Raw genomic sequence first — 13,632 nt, forward strand, 5'->3', positions numbered from 1 at the left:
ATAAAGAGCCAACTAAAATAAATGTATGTAAAATAAATCAGTCCTATTCAGTTCTATAACTAAAAACATATCCACATGCCCTTACCTATTTTCTAAATTATCAATCAATTAATGCTATAAGAAATCTTAGAAAACCCATTTCTTCAAAAGAATACAAAAAGTACTTTTACTATCCCTTATTCATAATAACAATAACCCCCTTAATTTACATAAGTAAACAACGATTTAGAGGAACGATTTTTTAATATCAACAGGCAAAAAAATATCATAGGTAAGCCACTTGGAGATTGGATTTATGATTGGAGTTGCCGTGAACTGACATTCATTGGATCACCATAACAAGATCCTGAGGCTTATTTATTATTGACTGTTTAACGTAAAGTTTCTCGTTAGTTGATTTTGTATCGAAAAATATCGTATTGCTCCATTTAGCTTTACAGCATCTATGGTTACAATAGTTATAGGAGGTAGTTGTATGTACTCATTAAATTTTTCACATAACCTTGCTAACCTGCGCCGTAAAAAGAAACTCACCCAAAAGGAATTAGCGGATTTTATCGGTGTTACGAAGGCATCCGTATCTAAATGGGAAAATAAACAGAGCTTGCCGGACATCTTACTATTACCCCAGCTCGCATCTTTTCTAGATGTAAGTATAGATGAATTGCTGGGCTATGAAGCACAGTTGAGTCGGGAACAAATCCAAAAGCTATATGTGGAGCTTGCTTCTGACTATACAAGACTGCCCTTTAATGAAGTGATGAATAAATCACGAGAACTGGTTCGCCGCTATTATTCCTGTTATTCCTTTTTACTCCAGATCTGCATCCTTTGGCTGAACCATTTTCCTCTTGCAAAGGACCATGATGAGCAACAAAGAATTTTGCACGAAGCTGTAACACTTTGTGAGCATATAGATGAAAATTGTAAAGTAATAGATATTTGTAATGATGCTATCACTGTGAAAGCTGTATTCAACCTCCAACTCGGTAAAGCTGAAGAAGTCATTGAAGCATTGGAGATGATAGCAGATCCAACTCGCATCTATCACCAAAGTGATTCAATTTTGGCACAGGCCTATCTGACCGTCGGGGATTTAGACAAAGCCAAAAGCTATACACAAATCAATATGTATCTACATGTGATATCGCTGATTACAACTGCGGTCCAATACCTAGCCATTCATATGGATGACCCTGCAGTATGTGAAAAAACGATTAAAAAAACAGAGGGATTGATTCGGCTATATGATTTAAACAACCTGCATCCCAATAGCGCAGCACAATTTTTCTATCAGGCAGCACTTGTCTATATCACACATGGAGAAAAAGAAAAGGCGCTGGGAATGCTAAATCAATATGTTCAGGTAGTTCGAGTGCTTTTTACCCATGAGCACGCGTTGCTCCACGGCGATGCTTATTTTGACAGGCTGGATGAATGGATTAGCAAACTTGACCTAGGAGCATCACCGCCACGAAATATGCGCCTTGTGGCAAAAAGTGTACTGGAGTCTTTTAAGCATCCATTATTGACAGCACTTCAGGACAATCTAGAATTTAAGAGAATACAAAGAGAACTTACGGAAGGAGTGAAATATTATGAATGAAGTTAAAGAATTCTTACCCTTTATTATTCCTTTGGTTATTGCAGAATTTACATTGCTGGGTTATACCATCCATCATATTTTGACACATAATACCTATAAGCGCGGCAGTCGTACCATGTGGCTAGTTATCGTGATAATCGGCATGCAATTCATAGGACCTATTCTGTATTTCCTGCTTGGAAAAGAGGATGAATGATGAATATGTTAACTTTATCTCATGTAAAAAAGCGGTTTGGAGATAAAAAAGTATTAGAGGATGTCACTTTTTCTGTACCGGAGCATACTGTTTTTGGTTTTGTGGGTCAGAATGGCGCTGGGAAAACTACGACTATGAAAATTATTCTTGGCTTGCTGGAGGCAAACAGCGGGGAGATTACTGTTGGCGGAGAAAAGGTTCGCTACGGCGATACTCCCACAAATCGGCTTATTGGATATTTACCTGATGTACCTGAGTTTTATTCTTTTATGGCTCCTAAAGAATATTTGCATTTTTGCGGTGAGCTCACAGGGATGTCATCTTCGAGTATCAAGGCTCGTACAACGGAGCTTCTGGAGCTTGTGGGACTCTCCAATGAGAAACGGCGAATCAAAGGTTTTTCACGCGGCATGAAGCAACGGCTCGGAATTGCACAAGCGCTTTTCAACCGACCTAGACTGTTGATTTGCGATGAACCGACCTCCTCTCTCGATCCTGTTGGAAGAAGGGAAATTCTAGATATTCTTACCGCAGCAAAGGAACATACAACTATTCTCTTTTCCACGCATATTCTTTCCGATGTTGAGCGTATATGTGATGAGGTCGCATTCCTTCACGAAGGCCAAATCGTGTTGCAGGAATCAATGGAAAAGTTAAAAAGAGACTATGCAAGCATCGGGTATGAAATTGAGTTGGAGTATCCAGAAGATACGGCAAAACTACTTGCTGCTTTTCCAAGCATCAAAAAAAGCAATGAGAAACACCTATTGCTGGAGCGAGCTGATCAGGTACAGACAGAAGCCGTATTACGTTTTATATTGGAACATCATATTCCTTTCCGCCGTTTCGAAAAGCAGGAGCTATCGCTGGAATCTCTGTTTATGGAGGTCGTCAGTAAATGAAATCTTTTCTAGCTTTTTTCAAAAAAGAGTGGATGGAATGGAGTCGAACAGGACGATTGCTCATTCTACTGCTAGTATTTGTACTTTTCGGGATTATGAATCCAGCTATAGCAAAGATAACTCCATGGATGATGGAAATGATGGCAGACTCTCTGCAGGGATCAGGCCTTGTCGTTACAGAGGTTACAGTAGATGCCTTGACCTCCTGGACACAATTTTATAAAAACATTCCAATAGCACTGATTATTTTTATACTGATGTGCAGTGGATCCTTTACTTCAGAATATCAAAAAGGAACACTCATCCCTGTTCTGACAAAGGGTCTCTCGCGCTGGAAATTCGTTATCGCAAAGAGCATGATGATATTTATATCGTGGACAGCTTGCTATTGGATTTGCTTTGGTATTACTTATGCTTATAATGCTTTTTATTGGGATAATAGCATCGCCATGTACACTAGCTTTGCAGCAATGTGTTACTGGCTTTTCGGGCTTTGGGTGTTATCATTTATGGTGCTGTTTTCTACACTATCCTCTAGTAATACCACTGTTTTACTCGGAACTGGGGGTACTGTACTGGCAGTTTATCTCATCGGACTTTTCCCAAAGCTAGAATCTCTCACACCGATGAAGCTAACCGAAGCCATGAGTCTCCTGACAGGGCTCAAAGCACCGGGAGAGTATGTCACGCCGATTGCAATATCTGTCGGCATGGTCGGAATATGCCTAGCTGTTGCGGTTACGATTTTCAAAACAAAAAAGATATAAGATATGTTAAAACAGAAGCCGCTGTCAGTTCATCCTAACAGCGGCTTCTGTTTCTCTACATTATAATGAACAATATGTTAAATATTAAGAGCTAACTTTACTTCTCGCAGGAGAGAACCAATTTTTCCATGCAAGTACTACGATGAAAATCAAGAAAAAAATGACCGCAATGAAGCTTAAATACTTGAGACCAATCATATTTCCGAAATAAAATCCAATCGTCATATAAAGGGTTGTCCATAGTAAGCTTGCTAAAAACGCAAGCGAGAAAAATTTTGCATATGGTAATTCACGTGTTCCTGACATATAGGGAGTTAGCTGTCTAAGTCCCGGTAAAAAATATCCTATAACAACCATTTTATTTTCAAATTGATCAAACCTTTTATGCATACTCTGCCAGCGTTTCGGTGTGATTTTCACTAGATTTCCATACTTCTGGATGATGGATGTCCCATGCTTCCTTCCAATCATATAGGTAAAAAGCATACCCACATTAGTTCCCAATAGTGCAGCGCAGATGGCCCAAAGAAAATTGAGGTTTTGTTCAGCAATGACAGCACCGATAAAAATAACAAATGTTTCTTCAGGTGCAGGAATTCCCACAATCCCGCAAAATAAAACTAAGATAATCACCCAGTATCCATACAGCTGTATATAATTTGTAATAGCATCAAGCGTCATGTAGTTTCCTTCCTGTTTTCAAACCAAGATACATATATAACCCTGTTAGCGAGATTTATATTGATTTTCCTGGTTCGCCTGGTCTTTTTGATCTTCAGTATAGTTGTCCACATCAATGGCATAAATCGGCCTTTGTTTAACCTCTTTAAAAATCTTGCCAATGTATTCACCCACTATTCCAATACCAATCAACTGCAGGCCACCAATAATCCACAGAGAAATCATGATGGATGTCCAACCAGATTGTGTATTCCCCAGTGTTTTTTGAATCAGAGCATAGCTGCCTGCGACCACACTGATAAACAGCGTCAAAAAGCCAATGTAAGTAACACAGCGTATCGGCGCAACACTAAAGGAGGTAATCCCATCAAGCGCAAAAGAAATCATTTTCTTCAACGGATATTTAGACTCTCCCGCTTCTCTTTCCTTCCGATCATAAAAGACTTCAGCGGAGGAAAATCCAATCATTGGAATCATACCTCTTAAGAATAAATTCCGTTCCTTATATTTTAAAAGTTCTCCCAATGCACGCTTGCTCATTAATCTAAAATCTGCATGATTAGGAATTAGTTTGATTCCCAATTTGCCCATCATACGATAAAAGCTAAGCGCTGTAGTCCGCTTGAATATAGTATCCTTCTTTCGCTGATCTCGGACTCCATAGACAATATCATATCCCTGATTGTATTTTTCAACCATCTCTTTAATGACCTGTATGTCATCCTGTAAATCAGCATCGATGGAGATGACACAATCGGAATGCTTTTGGGCTGTTGCCAGACCAGCGAGCAATGCATTTTGATGACCTACATTGCCAGCTAATTTTAGCCCCTTGACTAAACTATTCTGTACACTCTCCATTTGTATTAAATCCCAGGTATCATCAACACTGCCATCATCCACAAATAAAATAGCACTCCTTTCTGAGATTACACGGGAGTCCAATAGCTCTTTTAGAATGGATGAAAGCTCTTCAGATGTTTTAGACAATACCTCCTGTTCATTGTAACAAGGCACAACGATTGTTAATACAGGCAGATTCATTATGAGTAACTCCTTTACATGACATGATATAGATAGATCTTCCAAGCTGAATCTTCATGATCAAAAACATCCATCAATTCAAGGTTATTCTCATCTGCATTCACAATAGGTACAGCTGAGATTATATATTGACCGCCCATTTCTTTCAGTACCTTCGTATTCAACTCTAAATTTTTTATTGTTTTGGATGAATTTTTTTCGTAATCATATTTCTTACCAAGCTCATCCACGAAAATATAACAACGCCCGCCCCATTTATCAAAATATTTTTTAAGCTGAGCGTTCTTATCCAGCTCCTTCTCAATAATTTCTCGGAACTGATGCTTGTACGCCAATGGATAGTAATTGTTATACGTATCCAAGGTATAAAAGCCATTATATTGAGCAATAGCAGGATGTAATCCTATACTTACCACTCTGTACGTATCCTGAGGTTTTCCAATATAATCTTTTATCTCAGTAAATTGGTCAACAGCATAAAACTCCCTAAAAGTCGGTGAATCCAGTCTTCCATAATACACTTCCGGATTGTACATAAATAAGACAATCAGCTGAGCGACAATGACTCCTTTTGAAAACTGCCTCCATCCCCCTCCATTTTTCCAAAGAATACGGCAGGACAGGGCAAACAATAAGTACAAAACTAACGGTCTCAGGAAATGAAAACGGGCAAAATTAAAATTATTTAAAAGTGAAATTTGTTCTTTCAAGGATGCCCATCCCTCATAAAACCAAAACGCATACCATGCAGATAAAATAAAATTCAAGATAAACAGCTGAACATAGCGTTTCTCACTTTTCCAAAGCTTATTCCGATAAATAAACCATAAAGCTATAAATGACACAGGCAAAATAATATATTGATGAAGCGTTAATACATGATTATGTCCAATTATGTAATTTTTAAATATCAGACGGACAGATCGCGCAAATCCTAATGCAGAGCTGAAATATTCATCCCGGCTGTTGGGCTCTTCAGGAAATATCAAAGAATAAACCAAGCGATATTCAATCAACAGGTAAATAAAAGTCATTAAAGCAATACTGCCGAAGAATTTCCAATTAGGGTCTTTTTTCTTGATCCAATCATAAAGCCAAAGCAATCCCATAGCCACCAGGAAGAAAAAGAACCCCAGTACAAAGCTCGAATAAAAAGGCAAAAGGATTAGAATGAGCCAATCCGTCCATTTACTATCTCTGCCTCTAATATTTAAAAAGGCATACAAGGCTAATGGCTGCCCCAATGTGGCTAGCATTCCGGATGGCCAAAAAGGTGTCAAAGCAAAGGCCAACGCAACGAATACACGTATAAATCCATGTTCCTCTTTTCTAACAACATGCTTTTTAAGTAAGAGATACATTCCAATAAACGCAAAAATTCTAGTAATCGCCTGACTGATTGAATATGCCGTCATGGATGGTAATAAATAATGGAGCCATTCAATTCCGCTGAATTCAGTTCCAATTGAATTCCTCGGCAAACCATTAATGATTTGTGGAATAGTCTCATTTATCGGTCCAAACAGCATTTGATTATCCTTCAGAACCTTGTACCAAGCGATATTGGAATCTAAGTTATCATGCACCCGTATATGAGAATCTTCACCAAGTATAAACATCGGAGCCAAATAAATGATCAACAACACCATCGCAGCTATCAATAACTTAGTTTCCTCAGTCCATTTGTTTCTTAATTCCCCCACTGCTATACACCGACTTTTCAAGATATATTTAAATCAATCCACCAATAATTGTAAAATTATAATGTACTCATGGTAGCTATTTATATACCCCATGTCAAGGAGCTATTGGGTCAATATGGATATTACAAATCTTCACCCTCAACCTTTTTTAATGTAAACTAGGTAATTTTCAAATATAGGCTTATTGTTGTATGTAAAGGCAAATCATCATTATGAAAACAGTCAAAAATAAAAAACCAATTCAACCTGGGGTACTTAACCCCTTAAGGATGAATTGGTCTCCGCGACACTTCTTGAAATTTCTCTCACAAGATATTCATAATTATATTTCCTTCAGCAATGGTAGTAAATCTGCCAGTTTCTTAATCTCATAGGTAGGCTTCACTTGATCCGTTACTTTATGATGGCGGTTTACCCAAACAGATTTTATTCCTGCACGATTGGCACCGAGAATATCCGTCATCAGATTATCTCCAACCATCAGGACTTCTTTTTTTTCAACCTCTAATAACCCTACAGCATGTTCAAAGAGTTCGGGAGCCGGCTTACCTTGTCCAAAATCCCCTGAAATGACAATATGATCGAAATAGGGAGCTATTTCAGGTGTTATTTCCAGCTTTGTTGTTTGCAATTGTGGGGAGCCATTTGTCAGTAAAAGAAGTTTAACACAACCCTTTAATTGATCCAGCACTTCAAAGGTATCCTCATAAATGAAGGGATGTTTTCTTCTTTCTTCAGGAAACTTTTCTGCTAATTCCTGTCCTAACTCTGCATCCTCTATTCCCAATGCTTTCAACCCATTCGTCCACGCATCCCTGCGATAGAGCGGCATGATTTGAGCCATCTTTTGAAATTGCTCATGTTTGTCCTGAAAATCCCCCCATAATCCCTCAAATGGATTTATCCCAATCATTTGTGTAAAAGTGAATGTTTCATAGGAGCTGTACAGTTTTGTGGCTTCCTTTCTAACTGATTCTTCTAGCTGCACTGGGTCAATCTGATATTTGTCCATAGCCAGCCTGCAGGTTACCCTGAAAGCTTCCTGAACACTTTTTTGATCCCATAACAATGTATCATCGAGGTCAAACATGATTGCCTTTAACATATCGGTTCCTCCGTCCCAGCATCAACCGCTCCGGTTTGATCCTATTAATATAGAAAAGTTTTGTTCTTTGGATGATGGCATTATGAAACATTTCTATAATTGGATTTACCACTTTTCCTTACACGCTTACACTGGTAAAAAATTCATTGTAAAGAGCAGCCACTGCTCGGTTTTCCTGAAGTTCTTTCACACCAAACATCATACTGACTTCAGAAGACCCCTGATTGATCATTTCGATATTAATGCCGGCATTTGCCAAAGCCTTGGATGCCCTCGCAACTGTACCAACATTTGAACGCATTCCCTCTCCCACAATCATAATCAAGGATAAATTGTGTTCAATTTTCACCTCGTCAGCCTCTAATTCATCTATAATCCGGTTCCTAATAATCTCTTCAAGCTCAGAGTCCATTTGATTCTGTCTTAAAATGACAGTCAAATCATCAATTCCCGAAGGAACATGTTCATAGGACAACTTTAAATCTTCAAGGATTTGAAGAAGTTTACGTCCAAAACCTATTTCTCTGTTCATTAAATATTTGCTGACATAAATGCTGCAAAAATCATTGTCACTTGCAATACCGACAACCGGACCATTGGTTAGCTCTTTTTTATTCACAATCATGGTACCAGGTGATAACGGATTATTCGTATTTTTAATATTTACTGGAATCCCTGCTTTAAAGGCGGGAATTAATGCTTCATCATGTAAAACACTAAAGCCTGCATAGGAAAGTTCACGCATTTCCCGATACGTCAATACACTGATTTCCTTAGGTTTATTAATAATCGTTGGATTAACCGAAAATACGGCATCAACATCTGTATAATTTTCGTATAAATCAGCTTTAACTGCATTAGCCAGAATTGCACCTGTAATATCCGAGCCGCTCCGCGGGAACGTCATCACCTTTCCATCCGTTGTATAACCAAAGAATCCTGGAAATATGACAATTCCTTTTTTATTTCTTAAATGATACAGATTGGCATACGATTCTGCTAAAACCTGAGCATTCCCCGGCTCATCACTGACGATTAGTCCTGCCTCACGAGGATTCATGTATTCAGCCTCTACACCTCTGGCTTGGAAAAAAGCAGCTACCAATTTGGCATTATTGTCTTCTCCACTGGCTTTAACGGCATCCATAAACTGACCCTTATCGCTCAGGTCTCCATTAAGAATTTCCATTAAATCAGCTCTAATTCTTTCGACGACAGAGCCTGAAACGGATAAATCCTCTGCTATTAATCGGTATCGATCAATAACCATATCAAATAAATATTGATCACAAGCCCCATTTAACCAGCTTTCTCCACAGGCAATGAGCAAATCTGTCACTTTAGTATCGGATGAAAATCGTTTACCTGGTGCCGATACTACCACTATTTTACGTTGTGGATCTGATACGACAATATCAAAAACTTTATTCAACTGCTCACCGGATGCAAGAGAAGTTCCCCCAAATTTAACTACTTTCATTCTGCATATCCCCTATGTTTAATTTTCAGATAATATTAACTATTATCACTTCTCAGCGCTAAAGTTTCAAGAGAAAATATGAAAAATTTCAAATAATATCCATCGGGACTTCCATTCTTCGGAAGTAAGTCTCATTCACCAAAGAATTAGAATGACAGGATGACTCATGAAGGCGTAAATATTCTAGTTATCGATTAATTTTTGATACCACGGAAATGAATAAATGGTACATTTTAAACTTGTCATTTTTAGACACTAGTCGAAAGTATATTTAAAAAAACAAAAGATCATGAGGAAAAATACGGTAAAATAATTATAAAATATAGTTTGGAGGGTTTACTTATGATGGCAGCATCCTTATTTGGATTAATTTCTATATTGGTATACTTAGGTATTATCGTTTTTATTATTTATGTAGCACTTACTATCTTAAAGTTAATGAAACAAAAAAATGAATATCTAAAGGACATTCATGACGAAATCAAGAAAAGTAATAGTATCAATCAGCTAAATCCATAATTTTGATACAATCTTTGATTCTTTATAACTTGTACCAATAATAATAATAGAAGGGCCGTCACTATGACTGACCCTTCTTTAAATTCTTGATTATGAACTATTATTTTACTTCTTCTTTATTTAATTTACTCCAATTGTACCAACCGAAAATCGCATTGATTGTCCACGAAACATACATGGCAACCATAGACCACTGTCCAAGCATAATGAACATAACCAAGCAAACAAGGTCAATTACAATCCATACGAGCCATTGTTCTCTATATCGTAATACCATGAGGATTTGAGCTACTATTGCCATTACATTAGTAAATGCATCATAGTAAGGCAGAGTATTACCGAGATAATTTTGTCCGATATAACCCAGTGCGATAGTACATATAACAATTAACAAAGCTGTAATGATCATCTGCACTGACTTAAGACTTTTTGCTTTTACTTGCATTGTTTCCTCGGTCATATTCTTCTTCCAAATAAATACACCGAGAATACAAGTTACGAAGTAGAAAATATTTTCGAAGAACTCAAGATACAGCCCCAACCCCCATACGATATACATATAGGTGACAATCTGTATAAAGTTGAAGATATAAGACGACAGTTTGCCTTTCGCTGTCAAAACAACACAGATTACACCTGATACTCCGCAAATCATACCGATAGGAGAATCAGGAACAAAGTAATATACGATGATTTGAAGCAGTACCATACTTATCATAAATATTTTTTCAAAGAGATTATAACCGTTCCAAAATTCGTTTTTAAGATAATTTTTAATTCCTTCCATTTTCAATGATTCTTTTCACATCACTTACAATAGTTTTGAAGTTGTTCCAATAGCCCCCATTTAGAACCGTTACCTTGTCCCAATTTCCTGAACTTTTAATATTGTTGCAAAGTATGTTGAATAACTCATTGCGTTCCTCCATTCCAGAATGAGCCATAAATCGCTCATGGTCATCCACAAACTCGCCACAAGGACATAGTAAATAAATTTTATCCCACCGACATTTTTTTGTGATTTCATCGGCCACTATAGCAACTTTTTCAAATTCTTCCTCTGTTAAGTCACATTGGCTGTCTCTGGAATACCCCTCTGCGTACATTCTTGTTACCATCGAGTCGGAGTCCGCAAAAAAGATTCCTTGATTGGAGGGTGAGTTAATTAATTTTTTATTGAGATTATACTGCCCTTCAAGAAAAGCCATATAGTCCGTCCCGTTTAATTCCCATTCGGCTATATTTCTTTCTTGCATGTAGCCTCTTGCGAACTCATAACTGTATGGCGCATTGAAATATTTGCCCAGGTCGGCGGTTAATACTGATTTTCCTTCCGAAGCAGTACCGCATATAAGAATGTTTGTACTAAAAACTCTACGGAATGGATACGTTATTTTATCCCAATGCTTTATGGGGTTTTCCCTTATCATCGTTGCTGATATTGGAGTTAATGCAAGTCGGTCAACCAAGATTGCGGTTTCATTAAACTTTCCGTTTAAGTCCTCATGGTAATTCCTATCCCCGACATACCAAATTCTATCGGTATCTGTAGGTGTTTCTACCGCCTTGCGATAAATAGTTTCAAACTCTTTAAGCCAACCATTCCAACCATTGGGATAGTTTTCAATACCAATTTCATTTTCATTGATTGCATATACAGCAACCAAATCATCATCCGAAAAAAACTCTCTCACGTAACGATATCGCATTTTATGAGGCATAAGTGGTTCACCTTTATCCCCGTCATATCCACATACAATGACAATGCAACCGCCGTCGTTTTCTTTTTTTGCTTGCATAATTAAATCCAAATGCCCTCGATGAAGCGGAGCGAATGATCCAAATACAATACCAACTTTTTTCCCTTTAAGGGGTTTTTGGTAGGAGTTTAACACTTTTCTTCTCCCTTCTTTTTATCCTTTAAATATAAAATGAAAAGAAACTACGCTCTCGACTGAACCTCTATTTCTCTCATAGTACTACATGTAAATTAGATGGCTCTTTATTTTATTATACTAAAATAACATTATGAAAGAGGTAAGATTTACTGAAGGCGTACAGTTATATCAGAGAAAAAGAAACACCAAAAAAGGAAGATACACATTTTGAGTGAATCCTCCTTTTTTCATTGCTTTCATATAGAATGTTTCTTCTAAGTAAAAAGGTTATATACAGTTAGCTTATTCAACCTATAGAATGAGGTAATTACGATTTAAGGATTGTCTAAATCTAAAGTTTCATCAAGGTGCTGGGCATAATAAGAAATACCACGCTTAAAGTACTGAAGTATTTCATCATTTGTAGTTTCCATTAAATTCATTAAGACAATTTCCATAGCCCTTTTATATTCCCCTGTATTATATAAAGCCATAGAATAAAAGACTTGTAGGGCTCGATGTTCAGGAAATTCAGTCACACCGCGGCGAAGGACGTCAACAGACTCTTTATAATGCCCCAAAATGCGGTAACTGCTTCCTAAACCAAGGAAACATCTTTGTAGATCAGAACCGGATAGACCTTGTTCAATTGCTTTAACATAGTAAGGAATTGCTTTGTTACATAACCCAGAATTATCATAGGCAATCCCAATCTGATAATTTATTTCTGCATTTTCCGGATCATTTTCTGATAGATTTAACAGAAGATTAAGTGCATGATTTAAAATAACCGGATCCTGTTTCTCACGACCATCTTCACGCAGCGCAATAGCATTATCCAGAAGTTCACGTGGATTTTTATTCATTTATTCCCACCTCATTGTTTCTTGTAATTTACAATCAGTCGCATTCCTTGTTCCCTACATTCTACAATATCAAATAAAACCCCTTTCTAGAAAAGTACTATTGGACCCAGATTTCGAGTCACGCAGAACGAAAAGGCAAGAAATATTTTGATGAGATTTTGTTAAGAGTTCTAGCTAACATGTTTACTAAATTACATCCCTCTTTTATTTTTACGGTTGCGCTTCCAAAAACTTAACGGGTACTGTTTTTGTTAACCAAACATGATTTTTCGAACGGTAAAACACATATCCTTGTTTCATCATTTCACCACTTCGTACACGATACACAACCGGTTTCCCATGCCGTTTTCCTACATTGATTGCTGTTTCTTCATCAGATGATAGATGAACATATAAACGACTCTTTGGAATTAGTCCAATACGTTCAATGGATTCAGTATACTTTTCTCCCGTACCATGCCATAAAAACTCTGGTGGATCCACGATTTCCAGCTCTACATCAACCGAAATGGAATGTCCTTGATTGGCTCGAATAAGTGACTTGTCCTCATTAAAAGAGTATCTCTGCTTATCATCGGTTCGCACAATTTCCTCTAGGATGTTCATATCAAAAGGATATTTTTTAGAAATACCCTTAATCAATTCCTCGACATTCGCCCATCCATGCTCATCCAGGGTAATTCCAATAGATTCCGGTTTGTGACGAAGAATCAAACTCATAAACCTGCTCGCTTTAATTAAACTTATTTTTTGGGATCCTCCTTTATAACATAAAAATGAAAAGAGAATAGAAGCTCCATGTTCGAAGCTGATTCTCGATTATTCGAATAGTTTCTTCTATTTTCTCATATAATACATCGATTTTCGCGAAACCAATGATTTAGAA

Annotated in this window: 14 protein-coding genes; 5 read left to right on the plus strand and 9 right to left on the minus strand. The window is 37.4% G+C overall.

Annotated elements, in window-relative coordinates; translation table 11 throughout:
• Positions 1-475: 475 nt before the first annotated feature.
• From AC4G3N_RS08970 to AC4G3N_RS08985, 4 genes are read left to right on the plus strand one after another with little or no spacing between them, the layout of a single operon-like run.
• Positions 476-1,606, plus strand: a complete 1,131-nt coding sequence (locus tag AC4G3N_RS08970) for a helix-turn-helix domain-containing protein (protein ID WP_491090035.1) — start codon at positions 476-478, stop codon at positions 1,604-1,606.
• Positions 1,599-1,802 carry a PLDc N-terminal domain-containing protein gene (locus AC4G3N_RS08975; RefSeq protein ID WP_066101089.1) on the plus strand — a complete coding sequence of 68 codons (204 nt, stop codon included), beginning with the start codon at positions 1,599-1,601 and terminating at the stop codon, positions 1,800-1,802. The genes AC4G3N_RS08970 and AC4G3N_RS08975 overlap by 8 nt, the downstream gene beginning before the upstream one ends.
• Positions 1,802-2,704: an ABC transporter ATP-binding protein gene (locus AC4G3N_RS08980; protein ID WP_066101092.1), complete on the plus strand. Its 903-nt coding sequence runs from the start codon at positions 1,802-1,804 to the stop codon at positions 2,702-2,704. Before AC4G3N_RS08975 ends, AC4G3N_RS08980 begins: the two co-directional genes overlap by 1 nt.
• Complete coding sequence (locus tag AC4G3N_RS08985; protein ID WP_491090036.1) at positions 2,701-3,471, plus strand: ABC transporter permease; 771 nt, start codon at positions 2,701-2,703, stop codon at positions 3,469-3,471. Before AC4G3N_RS08980 ends, AC4G3N_RS08985 begins: the two co-directional genes overlap by 4 nt.
• A gap of 84 nt (positions 3,472-3,555) precedes the next feature.
• Here the strand turns inward: AC4G3N_RS08985 and AC4G3N_RS08990 are convergent, their stop codons facing one another.
• From AC4G3N_RS08990 to AC4G3N_RS09010, 5 genes are all read right to left on the minus strand, one after another.
• Positions 3,556-4,152, minus strand: a complete 597-nt coding sequence (locus AC4G3N_RS08990; RefSeq protein ID WP_491090038.1) for a DedA family protein — start codon at positions 4,150-4,152, stop codon at positions 3,556-3,558.
• A gap of 45 nt (positions 4,153-4,197) precedes the next feature.
• On the minus strand, positions 4,198-5,196 hold the full coding sequence (locus tag AC4G3N_RS08995; RefSeq protein WP_139891345.1) for a glycosyltransferase family 2 protein: 999 nt from the start codon (positions 5,194-5,196) through the stop codon (positions 4,198-4,200).
• Between the two features lie 14 nt (positions 5,197-5,210).
• Positions 5,211-6,899: a DUF6044 family protein gene (locus tag AC4G3N_RS09000; protein ID WP_491090039.1), complete on the minus strand. Its 1,689-nt coding sequence runs from the start codon at positions 6,897-6,899 to the stop codon at positions 5,211-5,213.
• Positions 6,900-7,221: 322 nt separating this feature from the next.
• A complete protein-coding gene (locus AC4G3N_RS09005; protein ID WP_491090040.1) occupies positions 7,222-8,004 on the minus strand; it encodes an HAD family hydrolase in 783 nt (260 codons plus the stop codon).
• A gap of 118 nt (positions 8,005-8,122) precedes the next feature.
• Positions 8,123-9,484 (minus strand): aspartate kinase, encoded by a 1,362-nt coding sequence (locus AC4G3N_RS09010; RefSeq protein ID WP_491090041.1) that lies wholly within the window; start codon positions 9,482-9,484, stop codon positions 8,123-8,125.
• Positions 9,485-9,826: 342 nt separating this feature from the next.
• On the opposite strand from AC4G3N_RS09010, the gene AC4G3N_RS09015 reads away from it, so the two are divergent.
• Complete coding sequence (locus AC4G3N_RS09015) at positions 9,827-10,003, plus strand: hypothetical protein (protein WP_491090042.1); 177 nt, start codon at positions 9,827-9,829, stop codon at positions 10,001-10,003.
• Positions 10,004-10,103: 100 nt separating this feature from the next.
• Here the strand turns inward: AC4G3N_RS09015 and pnuC are convergent, their stop codons facing one another.
• From pnuC to AC4G3N_RS09035, 4 genes are all read right to left on the minus strand, one after another.
• Entirely contained in the window at positions 10,104-10,790 is a 687-nt protein-coding gene (gene pnuC, locus AC4G3N_RS09020) for a nicotinamide riboside transporter PnuC (protein ID WP_491090043.1), read from the minus strand.
• On the minus strand, positions 10,777-11,898 hold the full coding sequence (locus AC4G3N_RS09025; RefSeq protein ID WP_491090044.1) for an AAA family ATPase: 1,122 nt from the start codon (positions 11,896-11,898) through the stop codon (positions 10,777-10,779). Before AC4G3N_RS09025 ends, pnuC begins: the two co-directional genes overlap by 14 nt.
• A gap of 317 nt (positions 11,899-12,215) precedes the next feature.
• Positions 12,216-12,746, minus strand: coding sequence for a tetratricopeptide repeat protein (locus AC4G3N_RS09030; RefSeq protein WP_140461205.1), 531 nt, complete (start codon positions 12,744-12,746; stop codon positions 12,216-12,218).
• Positions 12,747-12,956: 210 nt separating this feature from the next.
• Entirely contained in the window at positions 12,957-13,559 is a 603-nt protein-coding gene (locus AC4G3N_RS09035; protein ID WP_491090091.1) for an RNA 2'-phosphotransferase, read from the minus strand.
• Positions 13,560-13,632 lie beyond the last annotated feature (73 nt).

Source organism: Bacillus sp. z50 (assembly GCF_058313585.1).